Source organism: Natrinema sp. CRL1 (genome assembly GCF_059162405.1).
Window position 1 is genome coordinate 589691 of the sequence record NZ_JBLVOY010000003.1, and the last position, 19690, is coordinate 609380.

Consider the following 19690-nt stretch of genomic DNA (forward strand, 5'->3'; position numbering starts at 1 on the left):
GGTAGTCACGGATTCCGACGCGTTCACCGGTGAGGTCCTGACAGACGTTGGAGGTTTGGGTCGTCTCTCCGTCGAACGGTCGGTACGAGCGCGATCCGCTGTCGTCGCTTTGCGATCGGTATCTTTACAAGCACAGTTTCAGTAGAGAAATCTGACTTGCATGACGACCGAAACCGTTCACGGTCGAATCGGGGCCGCCCGTGACGACCTTACGACAGCACAGCTACTGGCCGTCTTCGCGTTCGCTGCGGCGCTTTCGTTCGCGCTGCTGTTCCTCCAGGAGCCGCTGATCCACGACTCGATGCACAACTTCCGACACGCCGCCGGCGTCGTCTGTCACTGAGACCGATGCTCGTCGACTACCTCGAGCGAGGCGTACTCGCCGGCGCGATTGCGGGGATCGCATACGGGGCCTACATGGCGGTCGTTGCGAACCCGATGATCGGCTACATGGAGACGGTCGCGGAGGGCGGCGAGCACACCCACGCCGGCGAACATGCCCACGAGGCCGGGGAGCACGCCCACGCCGCTGGCGAGCACGCTCACGCGGTGAGCGAAGCGACGACCGCCGCAGTGAGCGTCGGCAGCGGCGTCCTCTGGGGGATCTTGCTCGGCGGCGTCTTCGCGCTCGCCTTCTACTTCCTCGAGCCAGCTCTGCCCGGTCGCGGGCGAGTCAAGCCCTACGTCCTAGCCGGTGCCGGCTTCCTCACCGTCTCGGTCGCGCCGTGGCTGGTGCTCCCGCCGACGACGCCGGGTGCCGAACAGGCGTTCGATCCTACGCTCCGGATCGCAATGTATGCGGGACTGATGGCCGTCGGCGCACTCGTCGCCGCCCTTTCGATCTACGGCTACCGGCGCGTCTCGGTGCGCAGCCGACCGCTCGGGGGAGTCGCAGCCACGGTCCCGATCGTCGTACTCGTAGCGGTCACCGCGATTGCTGCACCGACGATCGTCGAGTCCGGCTCGATGCCGGCCGAACTCGTGACCGCCTTCCGCGGACTGACCGCACTGAGCCAGGCCGCGCTCTGGGCACTCGTCGCGGGCTGTTTCGGCTGGCTCCAGACGCGGGCCGGCGTACGTTCGACCGCCGAGCGACGCGACGACCTCCTGACCAGTCCATGAAAGACCGGACCGAGGAACACCGCGAGCGCCTCGAGGCGCACGTTTTCGTCTGTACCAACGATCGCGACGGCGAGTACGCGAGTTGTGGCGCGGTCGGAGCCAAGGAAACGGTCGCGGCAGTCAAAGACTGGCTCCGCGAACGGGACGCCTTCTGGACGGCGGTCTCGGTCAGCGAAACCGACTGCCTGGGGCTGTGCAGCGAGGACGGCACTGCGATTTCGATTCAGCCGCGAAACACCTGGTACTCGGACGTGACCCCCGAGACGGTCCCCGACCTCCTCGAGTCGGAGTTCGGCCCGGACGCGACGCGGGTTCGCGGCGAGGATTGAGCCGGCGGACGACGGCACGACGGCACGGCATTTCGCCCCGAGTTCCTGGCAGTCCGTTTTTGGGAAGCCGCGGTCGACACGACCTCGAGCGCTTCGGGACGTTTACCTATCGGCCGTCCGCACGTGGTTGCAATGACGCTGTACTCGCGGGTCCGCCCCCTCGCGTTCAAACTCCCGGCCGAGACGGCCCACGATCTCGGCAAACGAACGCTCCGGGCGGCCCAATCGACGCGGCCAACGCGGGCGGCGCTCTCGTATGCGTATCAGTACGACGACCCCGCTCTCGAGGTCGACCTGTTCGACACCACGTTTCCGAACCCGGTCGGTGTCGCCGCCGGCTTCGACAAGAACGCCGAAGTGACCCACGCGCTCGCGGCACTGGGCTTTGGCTTCGTCGAAATCGGAACCGTCACGCCCTACCCACAGTCGGGCAACGACCGACCTCGGCTCTTCCGCCTGCGCGAGGACGAGGCGATGGTCAACCGGATGGGATTCAACGGGCAGGGAATGGAGCGGGTCAAATCGCGACTCGAGGCCGACGGCACTCCCTCGATCCCGCTCGGGGTCAACGTCGGCAAAATGAACTCCTCGAACGAGCACGAGGCCATCGAGGACTACCGCCGTGTCTTCGACCGGCTCTCGCCCTTTGCCGACTACGTCGTGGTGAACGTCTCCTGTCCGAACACGCCCGAGGAATTCGACGAGGGCTCGCCCGAGCACCTGCGGGCGATCTTCGAGACGCTCGAGGCCGAAAACGACCGCGACGTGCCGATACTCGTGAAGATCGGCCCCGACGAGCCCGAAGAGTCCGTCTTCGATCTCGTCGATATCGTTCGGGAGTTCGACCTCGACGGCATCGTCGCGACGAACACCTCGACAAGTCGCGAGGGACTCGACTCGCCCCGGCAAGAGGAGTGGGGCGGACTCAGCGGGAAGCCGCTCGAGGCTCGCTCGACGGCGGTCATCCGCTCGCTCGCGGAGTACACCGACGGCGACCTCCCGATTATCGGTGTGGGTGGCGTCGACTCGGCCGAAAGCGCCTACGCGAAGATCCGCGCCGGTGCCTCGCTCGTTCAGCTGTACACCGGGTTCGTCTACGAGGGGCCGTCGACTGCAAAACGGATCAATCGAGGGCTCTCGGCGCTGCTCGAGCGCGACGGCTTTTCGTCCGTCGAGGATGCGGTGGGCGCGGACCTCGAGTGAGCGGGCCCGGTCAGTCCGCGGGCTCCGGATCGTCGAGCGCGTCCTCGAGTCCGTGGTGTTCGGCGGGGCCGACGACCTCGTCGCTCCGGTCCTCGCGTATTTCTCGCGTGCGGGTGTCCTCGCGTTGGGACTCGACAACCGGCTCCGCGTCGCCGTCGGTAACCGAGAGGAACACCGACCTGAGCTGTTCGGTCTTGTCCGTTTCGGTCGGTCCGTCCGATTCCGCCTGCTCGTCCGGCTCGGATGCTGTTTCAGTCATGGCGAGTGATCTTCATTGCGGTCGGACGGGCGGGACGAGAATATAAACCGACCGCCGCTTTCACGATCTGAAAAGAGTCGCGGCGGACGGTACCGACGACCCGCCGGTTCAACGGGTTCGTGGGTCAGACGGTCTGCTGTCTGTCATTGCCGGCACAGACCCGGAGTCGGGGATGTGCCGGCAAATCGGCACCGAAACTCGGATCAGTCGACGTCGACGCGCGTCCCGTACCCCGACTCGCCGACGACCGCCCCGTCTTCGAAGACCGGCTTGCCGCGGACGACCGTCGCGACCGCCTTCCCGGTGAACGATTCGCCCTCGAACGGCGTGACGCAGTTCTTCGAGTGGAGATCCCGCCGGTCCTCGAGCGTCCACTCGCGGTCCGGGTCGACGATCGTAAAGTCCGCGTCGGTGCCGACCTGCAGCGACCCCTTCTGGGGGTACATTCCCCACACTTGGGCCGGGCGCGTCGAGTGTCGGCGGACCCACTCCTCGAGCGTGAATCGACCCTGGTCGACGAAGCTGAGCATAGCCGGGACTTCGGTCTCGAGGCCGACGAACCCCGAGATCGCCTCCCACGTGTTGCCGAAGGGGTCGTCGACTTTCTTCTCCTCGGGGGTGTGGGGCGCGTGATCCGTGGCGATGCAGTCGATCGCGCCGTCGTCGATACCCACGTCCCAGAGTTTGTCGTGTTCCTCGGCGTTCCGAATGGGTGGCTGCACTCGAGCGACATTTCCTTTCTCGCGCATCACGTCCTCGGTGAACCAGAGGTAGTGGGGCGTCGTCTCCGCGGTCACGTCGACGCCACGGTCTTTCCCTCGCTCAACGGCCTCGGCGGCCGAGCCCGACGAAACGTGGAACATGTGAATCTTCGCGCCGGTCTCCTCCGCGAAGGTGATCATCCGCTCGACCGCTTCCTGCTCGGCGATGACGGGCCGCGAGTGGGAGTGGTCGATCGGCTCGTTTCGCCCCTCGGCTTTGAATCGCTCCGTGTAGTGGTCGATGATCTCGCCGTTTTCCTCGTGGAAGCCGAGCCGCTTGCCCGTCTCCCGTATTTTCTCCATTGCCTCTATGATCTCGCCGTCGCTCGGCGGCGGTACGTCGCCGACCGTCGAGCCGAGGAATACCTTGAATCCGAGCGCGCCGGTTTCGTCGATTTCCGGGAGCAGATCGAGGTTCTCGCTCGTGACGACCGCGTAGCTCTGGAAGTCGACGTGGGCCGACGCCTCGCCGCGCTCGAACTTGATCTCGAGGTGCTCGGGCCGGTCGATGACCGGGTCCGTGTTCGGCATTCCGACGACGGTCGTCACGCCGCCGGCCGCGGCCGCCCGGGTCGCGGACTCCCAGTCTTCCTTGTACTCGAGTCCGGGCTCGCGGTTGTGGATGTGACAGTCCACGATGCCGGGCACGAGGACGTTCCCTTCGCCGTCGAGGATACGGTCGGCGTCGGGGAGCCGGTCGCTTCGGCCGACGGCGACGATTCGGCCGTCTTCGACGGCGACTCCCGAGTCGGGCGAGCGACCCGCGGGCGTGACGACGGTACAGTTGCGCACGACGAGGTCGACGGTCATTGGCGTGGGATTGCCGAGGGCCGCGCATATAGCTTCCCCAAACGGGTCCGCCCCGGCGGCGACAACGGAATCTCGAGCGGGGGAACCGACCGAGTCGGAGATACGGAATCGATTCGGTGACTCACTCCCCCGAGTCGACGTTCAGATACTCCTGGTAGGTCGTTTCGACCGCCTGCGGGACCTGATACTCCCGGCGTTCCGCGACCGCCGTCGCAGCGAAAAGGAACGCGAGGAGTCCCGCGGCGACCAGTTTCGAATCGGTCGGGTCGACCCGGTCCCATGTCCGGTGCAGCCAGAAGAGATCGGTGAGCACCGACGTTTGGTGGAGCTCCCGGAGCCGCTCGGCTGCGATCGGGCTAATCCAGTGGAAGTCGGGTAGCATCGCCCATCCACCACCGAATAGGACGATCGTTCGCGGATAACGGTCGGTCGGAACGAGATAGGTGACGAGCAACGTCGTCATCGCCGCCCCGAACGCGAAGTGGCCGATGGCGATCGACATTGACCCACCATGTCCGACGACGTGACTTATAGCTTGTTGCGATCGTCCCGGCGGTCGGGACCGAGCCACCGACGAGAGCGACCGTAAGCACTACCTACGCGTACACAGCCGCGGGGTTAGCGGGGGTACGAATGTGATACTAAACAGCGAGGAACTGGTTGGCCCGGCAAATGGACTCGCCAGTAATCAGTGATAAGACGATCCTCGTGACCGGCGGTGCAGGCTTTATCGGCAGCCACCTCGTCGACGCGCTGGCACCGTGCAACGATGTCAGGATTCTCGATAACTTCACGACCGGCGACCGGGCTACCGTCCCCGACGACGTGACGATCATCGAGGGTGACGTTCGCGATCCGATCGCGCTCCAGCGAGCGGCCCGTGGTGTCGACGTGATCTTCCACCACGCCGCCGTCGTCAGCGTTACCCAAAGCGTCGACGAGCCACGCCAGAGCAACCGGACAAACCTCGAGGCGGGCCTCCTCGTCCTCGAGCAGGCCCGCCAGGAGGACGCTCGGGTCGTCGTCGCCTCGAGCGCGGCCGTCTACGGCCACCCCGAGGAGCTGCCGGTGCCGGAGACGGCGTCGACGAAGCCGACCTCGCCCTACGGTATCCAGAAGCTCGCGCTCGACCAGTACGCCCGGCTCTACGAGGAGCTGTACGGGCTCGAGACCGTGGCGTTGCGGTACTTCAACGTCTACGGCCCCCGCCAGCAAGGGCCCTACAGCGGCGTTATTTCGACGTTTCTCGAGCAGGCGCGGGCAGACGAGCCGATCACCATTCAGGGTGACGGCCAGCAGAGCCGCGACTTCGTCCACGTCAGCGACGTCGTCCGGGCGAACCTGCGGGCGGCGACGACGGACGCGGTCGGCGAGGCGTACAATATCGGGACGGGCCAGCGCACGACGATTCGGGAACTCGCCGAGACGGTCCGCGATGCGACCGGTTCGTCCTCGACGATCGTCAACCGCGACCCGCGGGCCGGCGATATCAGACACAGCGGCGCGGACACGGCGAAGGCGACTCGCGATCTCGGATTCGATGCCCGCGTCGGCCTCGAGTCGGGCATTCGATCACTGGTCGGCGACGGGCGGTCCGATGGTGCCGACATGGAGACCGGGACCGCGCTCGAGCCGAATCGCGAGGGTAGCTCGTACAGTTAAGGCGACTCGAAGCGAGTAGCTTGCGGCCGCGGTCGTGTTCGATCACCGGAGACTCTCGCTAACATTGTCTTACCGGCTGAATCCGGGACGAATCCGCGCTAGCCGTTCCAAACGTCCGATCGAGTTTATTCAATCCGTCGAGCAAAGGCTGCCTATACCATGCCTGGCGAGTGTTGCAGTACCATCCTCACGAACCGCGTTGCTCCGATACCGCCGCCATCGAATTCGCCGGTCAAACGACGCCTACAGCGTCGGAGTGGCCGTCTACGTCGATATCACAGTTGTCGTGATATACTCGCCGGGGACTATCAGTCCCTGCCTTATAAAAACCGATTTGTAGAGCGGTCACGACGGTACTGGACATGAATCACGCGACTACAGACCGTTCGAAGCCATGACTATCGGACGAGAGGGTTCCATTCGCTCCGACTCGAGGGGGTGGTCGATCACCGGTGCAGTCGCGTCGATCGGTCCCGCGTGGTCCGAGTACGTCCCGAGTGTCACCCAGCCGCTCCAACTGGACGGCGGTGCCCATCTCGTGGCTCTGGTCGGAATGGCCGCGCTCGCACTGCTTGGGGGACTACTCGTTGCTCGCAACCGATACGAGGAACCGGACTCGCTCGCAAACGAGACCGAGTCGAACCGCGAGAAGTTCGTGACCGACCGCGAGCGGGTGCGCCAACTCCTCACGGAGAACGGAGGGCGGATGAAACAGTCGAATATCGTCGATTCGGTCGACTGGTCGAAAGCCAAAGTCAGTCGCTTGCTCGCCGATCTCGAGGACGATGGTCAGATAACTAAACTGCGACTCGGGCGCGAGAATTTGGTCTGCCTGCCGGGACACGAACCAACGGCGTCGAAGTCGCCCGAACAGGCAAACGACGACTAACCGGCCGGCCGTTCCTATCAGCAATCGTTGTTTTCCGTCGGTGGCCACACAACGGAACCCGGCACTGTCGGGCCGTAGTATCCAATTTCTCAGCGTAATGGTTCTGCCGGTTTATCCGCCAAACCAACGACGAGAGTGATGCCATCACGGCAACTATGAACGCACGCAATCAGTTACTCGTTGTACTCACCGCACTGATGCTCGTCTGCTCGAGCGGGGCGATGGTCGCGGCGGCCGCGACCGGCGGGACCCAGAGCAGCGACGTCAGTCAGGACGAGTATGACGGAACAGACACCGAATCGACGAACGAATCAGTAGCGACGGCAGAGAGCGCGGACACGGCGACCGGACTCGAGGAGGGCGAGAACGATACCGAGTCCGACACCGGCGAGACCGGGCTCGAAAACGAAACGGAGTCGGACGGCCAACAGGGCGCGTATGTGACGTTTAACGACCAGACGATCGAGAACGACACGGTCGTCGTCGAGAACGTCTCCCTCGCGAGTGACGGCTTCGTGACGATCCACGACAGCAGCCTCCTCGTGGGCAACGTCTTCGAGAGCGTCATCGGTACGTCGGAGTACCTCGAGGCGGGCACGTACGAGAGCGTCGAGGTCACGCTCGACGAGCCGCTCGAGGAGGACGAGACGCTGATCGCGATGCCACACCGCGATACGAACGACAACCAGCAGTACGATTTCGTCGAAACCGAAGGGCAGGCTGACGGACCGTTCGTCACGCCCGAGGACGAGCCCGTGACCGACGACGCGATGGTTACCGTCGGCGGGGTAGACGACGAAGCACCGACTGACGAGGAACCGGTCGACGATAACGAGACCAATGTCGACGAACCGGTCCAAGAGCCAGTCGACGATAACGAGACCGACGTCGACGAACCGGTCCAAGAGCCAGTCGACGATAACGAGACTGACGAGACTCCGGTCGACGGGGAACCCGTTGACGAAGAACCGATCGATAACGAAACTGACGAAGAACCGGTTGACGACAACGAAACCGACGAGACTCCGATCGACGATGAGCCCGTCGATGAAGAGCCGATCGACGATAACGAAACCGACGAAGAGCCTGTCGACGAGGAACCCGTCGATGAAGAGCCAATCGACGATAACGTAACCGTCGAAGAACCGATGGACGAAATGCCGATCGACGCCGAGGATCGTCCGATCTTCGTCACGGTTGAGGAGCTAAACATCGAAAATCTGAACGTCGAAAACGCGAGCGTTTACGTCCTCGTCGTCGGTGAGAATCTCAGCGCCGACGATCTGCCGGACGGCATGGACAACATCACCGACGAGGAGCCAGTCGTTGAAGAACCGGACGACGACAACGTAACCGACGACGAGCCCGTTGATGAGGAGCCCGTCGACGAAGAACCGATCGACGACAACGTAACCGACGACAACGAAACCGACGAGACTCCGGTCGACGAGGAGCCCGTCGATGAAGAGCCGATCGACGACAACGAAACCGACGACAACGAAACCGCTGACGAAGCAGTGACGGCCGATTCGTTCAACGTCACTGATCTCGAGGCACCCGAGACCGCCACGGTTGGCGACACGCTCACGGTAACGGCGACGGTCGAGAACCCGACCGACGAGGAGCGCACCGAGGCGGCCCAGTTCCGTCTCGACGGTGACCTCGTCGCCGAGCAGAACGTGACACTCGAGGGCGGCGAGAGCGACACTGTCGAATTCGAGGTCGACACGACCGATCTCGAGGCCGGCAGCTACATCCACATGGTGCTGACCGATCAGTCCGGTGAAGTCGCGATGATCGAGCTGACCGAGGAGACCGAGGACGGACTCGACGACACGGAGTCTAACGAGTCCGAATTCGGAATCGATGAGAACGAAACGAACGAGACCGACGACGGTCTCGACACCGACAACGAGACTGACGGTGTGACGACCGACGACTCCGCTGCGATCGGATTCGTCGTCGCCTAAGGAGAGCGATCCAACGGACAGCGCGTCTTTTTACGCCGTCGCGGTGCGGCGATACCGGAACACGATTTTTCGACGATCCCACCATCGGCTATCCGAAAGCGGTGTCGCCGGACTGGTAGCGCGGCTGTCGATACAACTCCGCTTCGAGCGGGTATCGAACCGGCGAGTCCACCGAGGACCCGACCGTGCCGTGGCCTACCCGAGCAGCCGGTAGAGGCTGCTCGCGGCGACCACGAGAAACACGAGCACGCTCGAGAGCACCGGATCGATGCTCGAGGCAAGCGGGAGGTTGAGTCCGGCCACCGCGATGACGGCGAGGCCGAGGACACAGAGCACGAGGTGGAGTCGCAGAATCTGCGAGTGATCGGCGGCGTGGCCGTCGACGTACTGAAGCACCTCGTCGAAGTGGCGACCGGGTTGGATCGTCTTCGCGTCGGAATCGTACTCGATTACGGCGTCTTCCTCGAGTTGGGGAAGGTGTGTCTGTTGGAGCGAGACGTAGACGCTCTTGTAGAGGTTGTTCGGGACGGGCGTCGTCTCGGATTCGGTCGCGGCGATCTCGGTCGCAACATCGGAGACGTCGATCTGTCCGCCCTCCTCGGCGAGCAATTGAACGATAGCCCGCCGTCTGTCGTTGCCGAGGATGTGAAACACCTCACTCTCCGCGAGCGGTTCAGTTCTGTCCGTTTGAACTGACATCGATTAGAGAGAAGGGGAACAGGCGCTCGACGGACAATCCACCACCAGTGACCATGTATCCCACTTCACTCACCACTAACTTTAACTTTTGCAGGTTACGGCCTCGTTCGGTTCCCGTGGCGAGCAAGCAGGATTCGCGGGCGACAGTAGGGAGCAGGTACGGGCGACGACGCCGCGGGATCGAGCGATCGAATCGCTTCTGGTGGGGAGACAACCACGAATGGACGTGACAAATAATGGCGCAGCCGATGGGACGGCAAAAGCGGGGCGAACCGGTGTGCGGCCTCGAGCCGGTCGGCCCAGGGGCTTGGCAGCTAACCGAGGGGAGTCGAATGTGAGTGTGGCAGCCGAAAACAGGTGAGCGCGGGGTTCAGTCGCCGGGGAGATGCCCGCCGGATTGCATCTCCCGATAAGTCGTACAGGACGGACAGCCGTGGACGATGTCGCCGTTATCACCGAAGACGCGGGCGAACTGCTGTGTCACGTGTGTCCCGCAGTTTCGACACCGAGCGCCGGCTGTCGACGATTCCATGGGCTTCCAGTCGTGTTGTGTGGAGTTCATGGTTTGGGGGGTGTACTCGGACGCGTATCCCGCCGCGTGGACTGGAACGATCGGTGTCCACCGCGACGGCCTCGAGTCGACGGTGACCGTCGACTCGACGCGATACCCGTCCGGGCATCATCGTATCGAGGGGAGCAAACGCGAATAAAGGACGCTGACCGTTCACTCGCGGCGGCGGCATGGGAACCGAGAAACACCCTCTTTCCGGCCGATATATCCCGCGAGACGTTTTAAAACCGCGGAATAGGGGATAATCGTTCGATCGACCTCAATCCGAATTCAGTCGTATTGGGCCGTGTTGGGCGGTCAAAGGCTGAGTTGACCGAGCCGGAAATGGACCGAAAGCCGTGGTTTCCGGATCGAAATATGATCTTACGTCGCGCAACGAAATAGCGCCAGACGGTAAGGTACATCGTTATAAAATACCACTATCGCTTACCGATTTTTGTGCTGGAATGTAATGGTGGAACCCCGGACAGTGGTGGTCCAACTGCCGACCGTTTCGAATCGTCACCTCTCACGGAGAGCGAACGGAGCCTGCCCGTCATCGACGGGTGACTACGACTATGTCAACGCAAGCGAGTAACACGAACACGCGATCGGAGTCGACTGTCGACCCATCGGCCCAGCTCGATGTCCTCGGGGACGACTGTGCCCGGACGATCCTCATGGCGACGAGCGACGGTCCGAAGACGGCAAAAGAGCTGACCAAACGGACGGATAGCTCGTCGGCGACGGTGTATCGACGAATCAACAATCTCCTCGAGAGCGACCTCATCGCGGAGTGCGTACGGTTCGACGACGATGGGTCGCATACAACCGCCTACGAAGCGACCGTCGACGTTCTCCGCGTTCGGATCGGCGCGGATGGGATCGATGTTGCGGTTTCGGATACGGAGGAGTAAGCGCTCGTCGGTCTCGGAAACGGTTACCCGGCATATGGGGACGAGTTCGTCTCGGTCACTATCGCCTCTCGATCGACTCGAGTCCGGAACCGATCGTGTTTTCGAACTCCCGACCAGTTGCGGAACAGTCAGTTTCGCTCGGGTAATTTCGTCTGAATGGAACGAACGGAACCTGTATGAGACGGATAACAAATATCTATTCAGTAGAACGGTCAGTGTGATTGAGCAATGCACGACCTGACCGGCTTCCAGCGTGATCTGTTGTACGTGATCGCAGGTGCTGACCGACCGTCGGGGCAGACCGTCAAGGACGAAGTCGAGAAGTACTACAGTTCGGAGATCAATCACGGGCGGCTGTATCCGAATTTGGACACGCTCGTCAACAAGGAGCTGGTCGAGAAGGGACAACTCGACAGACGAACGAATTACTACGCGATCACAGACGCCGGTCGACAGCGGATCGAAGAGCGCCGGGAATGGGAGGCACAGTACGTCGACTTTTAGGAAGAGGCCGGTTCAAACGGAGAGCCAGCGTTCCGATGAGTACACTCTATCGCGTTCTGAGGGCGTCAGCGACCGGTTTGGACGGTAACCCGGTCATAACAAAGCACCGAAGCGTGGAGCGATGCCACGAGAATGGCATTCGTAAGGTCAGCACGTAGATCGAACGCCGAACGGCGAACGCCGGTGTATCGTCGATGAGTCATGGGACGAGTAGCTGGACGCGATTCGGGGCCATTCGTCGCTATCCCGTCGACCTCGCAGCGGTCTCGATCGGCGCGGTAATCGCGTCTCTCGTCGTGACATCGTTCGCGAGCGAGAGCACGCTGCGGTTGGCCGTGACGTTTCCGCTCGCCCTCTTTCTGCCGGGCTATGCGCTCGTTTCGGTCCTGTTCCCGGCCGGCGCGCGAGACGCGAGCGAGACGGCGACGACGGTCACGGAGAGTCGCCCCCGCGGGATCGATGCCACCGAGCGAGCGGGGCTCGGATTCGTGTTGTCGCTGGCGATCGTTCCGCTCGTCGTTGTAGCATTGCCGCTCGCAGGAGTAGCACTGACCGCGACGTCGATCGCCGCCGCCCTCGTCGTCATCACGGTTGTCACCGCACAGATCGGTGCGCTGCGACGACTTCGAACGCCGGCCGGCGAGCGCTTTTCGGTCTCGCCGATCGCGACCCTCGGATCGTTCGGACGCGGCGAGAGCGCGGTCGCGACGGCCTCGTCGATACTGCTCGTACTGGCGGTTGGAACGGCGGTCAGCGCGCTGTTCGTGGCGTTTCTAGTGCCCGCGTCTGGCGGCGGATTCACCGAACTCGCGCTCTATAGCGAAGACGAAGACGGGGAGATCGTCGCGGGCGAGCTGCCTAGCGAGGTCGAGTCGGGCGAGTCGATCCCGCTGACGATCGCCATCGAGAATCAGGAGGGAACCGATCAGGACTACACGGTCGTCGTCCAACAACAGCGCCTCGAGGACAGGGAGGTCGTTGACCGAACCGAATTACGGCGGATCGATGCGAGCGTCTCGGACGGCGCGACCGGGACCGGAGAGCGGTCGATAGCGCCGACGGCGGAATCGGGCGAGACGGTTCGGATCAGCGTGTTGCTCTACGCGGACGAGCCGCCGGCGACGCCGACGAACGAGAACGCGGACGAGACGACCCACTTCTGGGTGTCGGTCACCGGGGAGTAACGCGCCGCCGGACGATTCGAGCCGCCGTCGGCGCGTCGTATTCGGACGGATAACGGCCGCAGTGTGACTCGGGTGTCTGTTTTTGATGGGGTCGACGATCCGGTAGTCGATGGGGTCGCGGTCGGGAGACTACTGTCGAACGCGACGAGCGTCAGCAGGGCGCGGTAGGACGCGGTCAATCGTCAGTGTCGCCGCCTCGCCGTCTCGAGCGCCGCTGCTGAGCGGGCCCGGTAACGAAACACGGAGGAGACTGCAGGAGGTGATGACGAGGACCGAGGTGGACACAGAGCGGCGGTTATCGGCTCGCGCGGCCGAACGAACGGGCGAGTCCCGGACGACGCGAGACGTGCTGTACGACCGAGAGAACGAGGACGGCGAAACAGAGCCCCAGTGCGACGACCGGCGCGGCGGCCGTCGTCAGCGGACCGACTGCAAGCGCCGAGAGCCCGAACGCGACGACGCCGACCGCGGTCACGGCGGCGTAGAGTCGGTGCCACTGGCGCTGGTCTTCGAGGTGGCGATCGAGGTACGGCTCGAAGCGGTCTTCGCTTGGCAAGAGCTCTATCTCGTGTCCGTCCGGGTCCCAGTCGACGATCCCGTGATCCTCGAGCATCGGCAGGTGGGTCTGGTACAACGAGATGTAGACCCGCCGGCGTTGGGTCCGGGTCACGTCGTCGGGATCGGTGTCGTTCTCCCAGGCAGCGACCTGCTCGACGAGCGGTGCGAGATCGCAGGAACCGCCCTGTCGTTTCAGGAACTGGACCGTGCGCCGCCTGCGTGCGTTGCTGAATACGTCGAACAGTTTGGCTTGCGTGAGTTCGCTGTCAGACATGTGTGTCCTCGTCGTCTCGGATCGGATCCCGTTCCCGTCTGACGGGTGTAGTCGGATTCCTCACACTACCGGATGCCAGCCTATGACACTTTACTATCACTCGGCTACCCGTCCGAAAGGGAATTGTACCAGTTAGCGGCGATGACTGACACCTACGCCGATGTTTCAACGCTCGAGACGAGTGTCAACTGACGATCACGGCTGCAGGCGGGCCGCTCGCAGTGATCGCGCGTTTCCCCCTCGGTGAGGCTGTAGTTCGCGGCTACGGGACCCTCAGGCCGGGGATAACAAAGCCTCGTTACCGGCTGTGTCAGCACGATTGCCCACGCGGGTATCGATTCACTATGAAACGAATACGCGACCGACCACGATGTCGATCAGCGGTCCGAACGGACGCGATGACGCGATGTCGCGTTCGCTCGAGCGAGGCCCGGAACGACGCCCGTCAGAACGGCGGTGGTCCGCGATGAGCGAGGCGATTCGCGACGTCGTCCGCGGCGACGACTGTACGATCGAGGACGCGACGGTCGGCTACGGCGAGTTCGACGAGCCGACGCGGATCGGCGACGACGCGACGATCAGGGACGGGTCGATTATCTACGGCGACGTGACGATCGGCGACGGCTTCGCGACGGGACACGACGTGCTCGTCCGCGAGGGAACGTCGATCGGCGACGACGTGCTCGTCGGCACTAAGACGGTCATCGACGGGCAGACGACGATCGGCTCGCACGTCAGCCTCCAGACGAACGTCTACGTCCCGACCCAGACGACGATCGGCGACAACGTCTTCGTCGGACCGGGGGCCGTGCTGACGAACGACCGGTACCCCGTCCGGACCGACGACGGACTCGAGGGGCCGACGATCGAGGACGGCGCGTCGATCGGTGCGAACGCGACGCTGTTGCCCGGCGTCACGATCGGCGAGAACGCGTTCGTCGCGGCCGGAGCCGTCGTCACGGAGGACGTGCCGGCCGACAGCATGGCCGTCGGGTCGCCGGCGACCATCCAAACGCTCCCGGAGCCACTGGAGGGGGCGAACCAACTCGCATGACCGACACCGAGACGAACGCCGAGACCGAGACGAGCATCGACGCCGGCACCGGTTCCGGGGCGGGAGCCGACACGGCCGAGGCCGAGATCGACCCCGAACGGGAGACGACGACGCCGGTGCCGATCGCCGATCCCGAACTCAGCGCCGACGCCGTCCAGCGAGTCGAATCGATCCTCGAGAACGGACGGCTCGCCGACGGGCCGGAAGTCCGGGCGTTCGAGGAAGAATTCGCGGCCTACTGCGGGACCGAAGCGGGTGTCGCGACCGCAAACGGGACGACCGCGCTCCACGCCGCGCTCGAGGCCGTCGGACTCGAGGACGGCGACGCGGTGATCACCTCGCCGTTTTCCTTCGTCGCGAGCGCGAACGCGATCCGGCTGGCGGGCGGGAAACCGGTCTTCGCTGACATCGATCCCGAGACGTACACGCTGTCCCCGGCCGATGTCGAACGGGTGCTCGACGAGCGGGACGATATCGTCGGCATTCTCCCGGTTCACCTCTACGGCCTGCCGGCCGACATGCCGGCGTTGTGTGACATCGCCGACGCGCGGGACTTGTTCGTCATCGAGGACGCCTGTCAGGCCCACGGGGCGAAGATCGACGGCCGACGAGTCGGCGAGTTCGGCGACGCCGCTTGCTTCTCGTTCTATCCGACGAAGAACATGACCACCGGCGAGGGCGGGATGGTCGTTACCGACCGCGAGGACATCGCCGACCGCGCCGCGAGCTACGTCAATCACGGCCGGGATATGAGCGGCACCGGCGGCTACGACCACGTCGCCCTCGGCCACAACTACCGCATGACCAGCGTCGCGGCGGCGATCGGCCGCGTCCAACTCGAGCGGATCGCCGAATTCAACCGCGCGCGTCGCGACAACGCCGCCTTCTACGACGAGCGCCTCGCCGATCTCCCGCTCGAGACGCCGACGGAGCCGACCGGCTCCCGCCACGTCTACCACCAGTACACCGTTCGAACCGACGACAGAGATGCGCTCGAGGAAACCCTCTCCGAGCGGGACGTCGGGACCGGCATCTACTACGAGACGCCGATCCACCGCCAGCCGGCCTACGAGACGGTCAGCACGGCCGCGGCCTCGTTGCCCGAGGCCGAGCGGGCGGGCGAGGAGGTGCTCTCGCTGCCGGTCCATCCCGGCCTCTCCGAGCGCGACCGACGGACCGTCGTCGAAGCAGTCCGCGATCACTTCACCAGCCAATGAGCACTACCCGACGGACGGACGAAACGACCGAGGAACCGATCCGAGCCGGCGTTATCGGCGTCGGCTCGATGGGCGAGAATCACGCGCGCGTCTACGACGAACTCCCGGCGGTCGAACTCGCCGGCATCACCGACCGCGACGAGGGTATCGCTCGGCGGGTCGCCGCCGAGTACGGAACCGAACCGGTCGCCCTCGAGACGCTGCTCGAGCGCTGTGACGTCGTGACGGTCGCGGTGCCGACACACGCCCACTACGAGACGGTCTCGACCTGTCTCGAGGCGGGGGTCAATGTACTCGTCGAGAAACCGATCGCGGAGACCGTCGAACAGGGCCAGCGACTCGCCGAACAGGCCCGCGAGGCGGGACTGGTCTTACAGGTCGGCCACATCGAGCGGTTCAATCCGGCGGTCCAGACCGTCGCGGACCTGATCGACGATCTGGACGTGATCAGCGTCGACGCCGAGCGACTCGGGCCGCCGATCGATCGGACGGCACCGGGCAACGTCATCTTCGACCTGATGGTCCACGACGTCGACATCGTCGGCTCGATCCTCGGCGAGCGGCCCCACTCTGTCACCGCCATGGGGACCGAAAGCGGCCAGTACGCCACCGCGACCATCGAGTACGACGACGTGGTCGCGTCGGTGACTGCGAGCCGTGTCACCCAGAAGAAGGTGCGCAAACTCACCGTCACCGCCCGCGAGTGTCTCGTCGAGGTCGACTACCTCGAGCAGTCGGTGTTGATCCACCGCGATTCCTATCCCGAGTACCTCACGGACGACGGCCAGTCCCGGTACCGCCACGAGAGCGTCGTCGAGCGGCCCCGCGTCGACACCGGCGAACCGCTCCGGAACGAACTCGAGTCGTTCGTCGCGGCCGCTCGGGACGGCTCCGAGCCGGAGGTTACTGCCGAGGACGGCATCGCGGCCCTGGAGACGGTCCAGTTGATCGACCGGCTCGCCACGGGGCCGGGAGACGAAACCGACGACGAGAAGCCCCGAGAACCGGAGGTGGAGGCCTGATGGCCGACGCTTCGATCGAGGGGATCTACGGCTCGAGCCAGTCGCCCGGCCGGCAGCGTGACGGGGTGACGAGCGGCGAGGTTCCGGTCGCCGTCTACGGGCTCGGCAAGATGGGGCTCCCGCTCGCGGCGGTCTACGCCGAGACGACGGGGAACGTGACCGGCGTCGACGTCGATCCGGCCGTTGTCGAGACGGTTTCGGACGGCGAGAGCCACGTCGTCGGCGAACCCGGCCTCGAGGACCTGGTCGCCGAACAGGTCGCGGCCGGCCGGCTCGCGGCGACGACCGACGGGCCGGCGGCGGCCGACGCCGCGCGAATCCACGTCATCATCGTCCCGACGCTGCTGGACGACGACAACGAGCCGAACCTCGCGACGGTCGAGTCGGTCGCCGACGACATCGCGGCCGGCCTCGCGCCCGGCGATCTGGTGATCGCCGAATCGACGCTCCCGCCGGGAACCTGCCGGGACGTCCTCCGGCCCCACCTCGCAAGCGAAAGCGGCCTCGAGCCCGACGAGTTCGGGCTCGCGTTCTGTCCGGAGCGCACGTCCTCGGGGACGGCGCTGCGGGACATCCGCGGCCAGTACCCGAAGGTCGTCGGTGGCGTCGACGAGGAGAGCACGCGCGCGGCCGCGGTCGTCTACGACGAACTCTCCGACAACGACGTCCACCCGGTCTCGGACGCGACGACCGCGGAGTCCGTCAAGGTCTTCGAGGGGCTCTATCGCGACGTGAACATCGGACTGGCAAACGAGCTAGGGCGGCTCGCGGACGAACTCGAGATCTCCGTTCGCGAGGCGATCGACACGGCAAACGACCTGCCGATGTGCCAACTCCACGACCCCGGCCCGGGCGTCGGCGGCCACTGCATTCCGTACTACCCGCACTTCCTGCTCGGCCGAACCGACGAGCCGATGGCCGTGACCGAGACGGCGCGCCGGGTCAACGATGAGATGCCAGCAGTCGTCGTCGACCGCCTCGGGCGGGAACTCGCCACAACTGGTACCGACCTCGCGGAGGCTTCGGTCGTCGTCCTCGGCGTGACGTATCGACCGGGCGTCGAGGAGACCCGCGCATCGCCCGCGCTGGGAGTCATCGACGGCCTGCGCGAGCGAGGAGCCGATGTCGCGGGCGTCGATCCGCTCGTCGATCCGGCCGACTACGGCGCTCGAGCCGTGGGAATCGACGAGATCGCCGACGAGGAATTCGACGCTGCGGTGATCGTCACCCCGCACGCGGACTTCGACCGGATCGACTGGCCCGCCCTCGAGCCCATGGTGGTCGTCGACGGCCGGGACGCGGTCGACCTCTCGGCGACGGCCCACCGCGAGTACGATCTCGGCGGCTCGAGCGACGGTCGACCGCCGCGAGGGTCGCCCGACGGCGAGGGCGAGACCGGCTCGGCGGAACCGACCGAACGATCGGCGGCCGCCGACGGCGAACCGGCTGCCCATCGGACGGACGGAGGCAACGATGTATAAGGGCAAGCAGATCGGCGTCGTCGTGACGGCCTACGACGAGGCGGCCTTCGTCGGCCGTGTCATCGAAACCGTGCCCGACTTCGTCGACCGGATCTACGCCGTCGACGACAGGTCGCCGGACGAGAGCTGGGACGTGATCCAGCGGATCGCCGACCGGCTCAACGAGGGGGCGAACGACGAGACCGCCGACTCGGAACTGGCGGTGGCCGACGGCGGCGACGGTCGGCGCGTCGTGCCGATCCGCCACGAGGAAAACCACGGCTACGGCGCGGCGGTCAAGACCGGCTACCGGCGCGCCGCCGAGGACGGGATCGACGTCGTCGCGGTGATGAACGGCGACGGGCAGATGGACCCCGAAATTCTCGATCGGATCATCGACCCCGTCGTCACCGGCGAGGCCGACTACGCCAAGGGCAACCGGCTGCGCAGCGCCGAGGACCGCGAGGACATGTCGACGTTCCGTTTCGTCGGAAACGCGATGCTCACCGGCCTCTCGAAGTTCGCCTCGGGCTACTGGTCGATCGGCGACCCACAGAACGGCTACACGGCCATTTCGCGCGAGGCGATCGAGGCACTCGACCTCGAGTCGATCACCGATCAGTACGGCTTCCTCAATCACCTCCTGACCCACCTCAACGTGGCGGGTTGTCGGGTCGCGGACGTACCCATGTCCGCGGTCTACGGCGACGAGGAGAGCAGCATCAAGTACGTGCCCTTCGTCCGGTTTGTCTCGCTGCTGTTGCTCCGGAGCTTCTGCTGGCGGCTGAAGACGCGGTACGTGGTCCGGTCGTTCAACCCGGCCGTCGTCTACTACGCCGCCGGGACCGCGGGGCTCGTCGGCGGCGCGGCGGGCGTTCTCGGCTCCGTCGCGCGTGCGATCGACGGCAACGACGGCTTTACGGCCGGCATCGCCTCGTTCGTCGCCGGCCTGCTCGGGCTGGTTTCACTGGGTACTGCCATCAGGCTCGACGCCGAGGCCAACGAGGACCTCGAGGTTCAATGTGCCGACGCGACGGAACAGGACCGGCCTGACGAACCCGACGGGGACCGCGACGAGCGAGTGCCGGCGCGGAGCGAGCCGCGATAACGGGGTCCTCGAGCGGAAGACGGACGAGCAGGAGTACGGGAGTCCGTTCGAACGTCGCGCGATTGTGGCCGACGACGAGAATTTCTGCGGACGGGTCGAACGACGGAGTGACCCCTCTCCCGGGAGTCCGACCGACTG

The 19690-nt window shown here is 64.9% G+C and carries 22 protein-coding genes; 16 read left to right on the plus strand and 6 right to left on the minus strand.

Going from position 1 to position 19690, the window contains the following annotated elements; all coding sequences use genetic code 11:
• Positions 1-160: 160 nt before the first annotated feature.
• The 4 genes from ACJYUO_RS13780 to ACJYUO_RS13795 all read left to right on the plus strand — a co-directional run bounded on the left by ACJYUO_RS13780 (position 161) and on the right by ACJYUO_RS13795 (position 2654).
• Entirely contained in the window at positions 161-343 is a 183-nt protein-coding gene (locus tag ACJYUO_RS13780; protein ID WP_006431470.1) for a CbtB domain-containing protein, read from the plus strand.
• 5 nt (positions 344-348) lie between these two features.
• The gene (locus ACJYUO_RS13785; RefSeq protein ID WP_494345924.1) at positions 349-1122 is read left to right on the plus strand and encodes a CbtA family protein; all 774 of its coding nucleotides are present in this window, start codon (positions 349-351) and stop codon (positions 1120-1122) included.
• The gene (locus tag ACJYUO_RS13790) at positions 1119-1451 is read left to right on the plus strand and encodes a (2Fe-2S) ferredoxin domain-containing protein (protein WP_494345925.1); all 333 of its coding nucleotides are present in this window, start codon (positions 1119-1121) and stop codon (positions 1449-1451) included. Before ACJYUO_RS13785 ends, ACJYUO_RS13790 begins: the two co-directional genes overlap by 4 nt.
• 132 nt (positions 1452-1583) lie before the next feature.
• A complete protein-coding gene (locus ACJYUO_RS13795) occupies positions 1584-2654 on the plus strand; it encodes a quinone-dependent dihydroorotate dehydrogenase (protein WP_494345926.1) in 1071 nt (356 codons plus the stop codon).
• Between the two features lie 10 nt (positions 2655-2664).
• Here the strand turns inward: ACJYUO_RS13795 and ACJYUO_RS13800 are convergent, their stop codons facing one another.
• The 3 genes from ACJYUO_RS13800 to ACJYUO_RS13810 all read right to left on the minus strand — a co-directional run bounded on the left by ACJYUO_RS13800 (position 2665) and on the right by ACJYUO_RS13810 (position 4986).
• On the minus strand, positions 2665-2913 hold the full coding sequence (locus ACJYUO_RS13800; protein WP_494345927.1) for a hypothetical protein: 249 nt from the start codon (positions 2911-2913) through the stop codon (positions 2665-2667).
• 203 nt (positions 2914-3116) lie between these two features.
• Positions 3117-4484 carry an allantoinase AllB gene (allB, locus tag ACJYUO_RS13805; protein WP_494345928.1) on the minus strand — a complete coding sequence of 456 codons (1368 nt, stop codon included), beginning with the start codon at positions 4482-4484 and terminating at the stop codon, positions 3117-3119.
• Between the two features lie 121 nt (positions 4485-4605).
• Positions 4606-4986, minus strand: a complete 381-nt coding sequence (locus tag ACJYUO_RS13810) for a hypothetical protein (protein WP_494345929.1) — start codon at positions 4984-4986, stop codon at positions 4606-4608.
• A 170-nt stretch (positions 4987-5156) separates the two neighbouring features.
• Between ACJYUO_RS13810 and ACJYUO_RS13815 the strand changes: the two genes are divergently transcribed.
• The 3 genes from ACJYUO_RS13815 to ACJYUO_RS13825 all read left to right on the plus strand — a co-directional run bounded on the left by ACJYUO_RS13815 (position 5157) and on the right by ACJYUO_RS13825 (position 9005).
• Positions 5157-6146 carry an NAD-dependent epimerase/dehydratase family protein gene (locus tag ACJYUO_RS13815; protein WP_494345930.1) on the plus strand — a complete coding sequence of 330 codons (990 nt, stop codon included), beginning with the start codon at positions 5157-5159 and terminating at the stop codon, positions 6144-6146.
• A 394-nt stretch (positions 6147-6540) separates the two neighbouring features.
• Positions 6541-7035, plus strand: coding sequence for a helix-turn-helix transcriptional regulator (locus ACJYUO_RS13820; protein ID WP_494345931.1), 495 nt, complete (start codon positions 6541-6543; stop codon positions 7033-7035).
• 155 nt (positions 7036-7190) lie between these two features.
• A complete protein-coding gene (locus tag ACJYUO_RS13825) occupies positions 7191-9005 on the plus strand; it encodes a DUF7282 domain-containing protein (protein ID WP_494345932.1) in 1815 nt (604 codons plus the stop codon).
• Between the two features lie 195 nt (positions 9006-9200).
• On the opposite strand, the gene ACJYUO_RS13830 is transcribed toward ACJYUO_RS13825, so the two are convergent.
• Entirely contained in the window at positions 9201-9704 is a 504-nt protein-coding gene (locus tag ACJYUO_RS13830; protein ID WP_494345933.1) for a DUF7344 domain-containing protein, read from the minus strand.
• 370 nt (positions 9705-10074) lie between these two features.
• Positions 10075-10236: a DUF7563 family protein gene (locus ACJYUO_RS13835; protein WP_007109247.1), complete on the minus strand. Its 162-nt coding sequence runs from the start codon at positions 10234-10236 to the stop codon at positions 10075-10077.
• Between ACJYUO_RS13835 and ACJYUO_RS13840 the strand changes: the two genes are divergently transcribed.
• The 4 genes from ACJYUO_RS13840 to ACJYUO_RS13855 all read left to right on the plus strand — a co-directional run bounded on the left by ACJYUO_RS13840 (position 10235) and on the right by ACJYUO_RS13855 (position 12859).
• Entirely contained in the window at positions 10235-10414 is a 180-nt protein-coding gene (locus ACJYUO_RS13840) for a hypothetical protein (protein WP_494345934.1), read from the plus strand. The two genes, ACJYUO_RS13835 and ACJYUO_RS13840, sit on opposite strands and share 2 nt — an antisense overlap.
• Before the next feature lie 418 nt (positions 10415-10832).
• On the plus strand, positions 10833-11171 hold the full coding sequence (locus tag ACJYUO_RS13845; protein WP_494345935.1) for a helix-turn-helix domain-containing protein: 339 nt from the start codon (positions 10833-10835) through the stop codon (positions 11169-11171).
• 228 nt (positions 11172-11399) lie between these two features.
• Complete coding sequence (locus tag ACJYUO_RS13850) at positions 11400-11675, plus strand: PadR family transcriptional regulator (protein ID WP_006431458.1); 276 nt, start codon at positions 11400-11402, stop codon at positions 11673-11675.
• Between the two features lie 194 nt (positions 11676-11869).
• Positions 11870-12859 (plus strand): DUF1616 domain-containing protein, encoded by a 990-nt coding sequence (locus tag ACJYUO_RS13855; RefSeq protein ID WP_494345936.1) that lies wholly within the window; start codon positions 11870-11872, stop codon positions 12857-12859.
• Between the two features lie 295 nt (positions 12860-13154).
• On the opposite strand, the gene ACJYUO_RS13860 is transcribed toward ACJYUO_RS13855, so the two are convergent.
• Positions 13155-13691, minus strand: a complete 537-nt coding sequence (locus tag ACJYUO_RS13860; RefSeq protein WP_494345937.1) for a DUF7344 domain-containing protein — start codon at positions 13689-13691, stop codon at positions 13155-13157.
• A gap of 466 nt (positions 13692-14157) precedes the next feature.
• Between ACJYUO_RS13860 and ACJYUO_RS13865 the strand changes: the two genes are divergently transcribed.
• The 5 genes from ACJYUO_RS13865 to ACJYUO_RS13885 are packed head-to-tail and all read left to right on the plus strand — an operon-like array spanning position 14158 to position 19552.
• Positions 14158-14745, plus strand: a complete 588-nt coding sequence (locus tag ACJYUO_RS13865; RefSeq protein ID WP_494345938.1) for an acyltransferase — start codon at positions 14158-14160, stop codon at positions 14743-14745.
• A complete protein-coding gene (locus ACJYUO_RS13870; RefSeq protein ID WP_494345939.1) occupies positions 14742-15962 on the plus strand; it encodes a DegT/DnrJ/EryC1/StrS family aminotransferase in 1221 nt (406 codons plus the stop codon). The genes ACJYUO_RS13865 and ACJYUO_RS13870 overlap by 4 nt, the downstream gene beginning before the upstream one ends.
• Positions 15959-16984, plus strand: a complete 1026-nt coding sequence (locus ACJYUO_RS13875; RefSeq protein ID WP_494345940.1) for a Gfo/Idh/MocA family oxidoreductase — start codon at positions 15959-15961, stop codon at positions 16982-16984. The genes ACJYUO_RS13870 and ACJYUO_RS13875 overlap by 4 nt, the downstream gene beginning before the upstream one ends.
• Positions 16984-18465 carry a nucleotide sugar dehydrogenase gene (locus ACJYUO_RS13880; RefSeq protein ID WP_494345941.1) on the plus strand — a complete coding sequence of 494 codons (1482 nt, stop codon included), beginning with the start codon at positions 16984-16986 and terminating at the stop codon, positions 18463-18465. The genes ACJYUO_RS13875 and ACJYUO_RS13880 overlap by 1 nt, the downstream gene beginning before the upstream one ends.
• Positions 18458-19552, plus strand: coding sequence for a glycosyltransferase family 2 protein (locus tag ACJYUO_RS13885; RefSeq protein ID WP_494345942.1), 1095 nt, complete (start codon positions 18458-18460; stop codon positions 19550-19552). The genes ACJYUO_RS13880 and ACJYUO_RS13885 overlap by 8 nt, the downstream gene beginning before the upstream one ends.
• Positions 19553-19690: the final 138 nt, after the last annotated feature.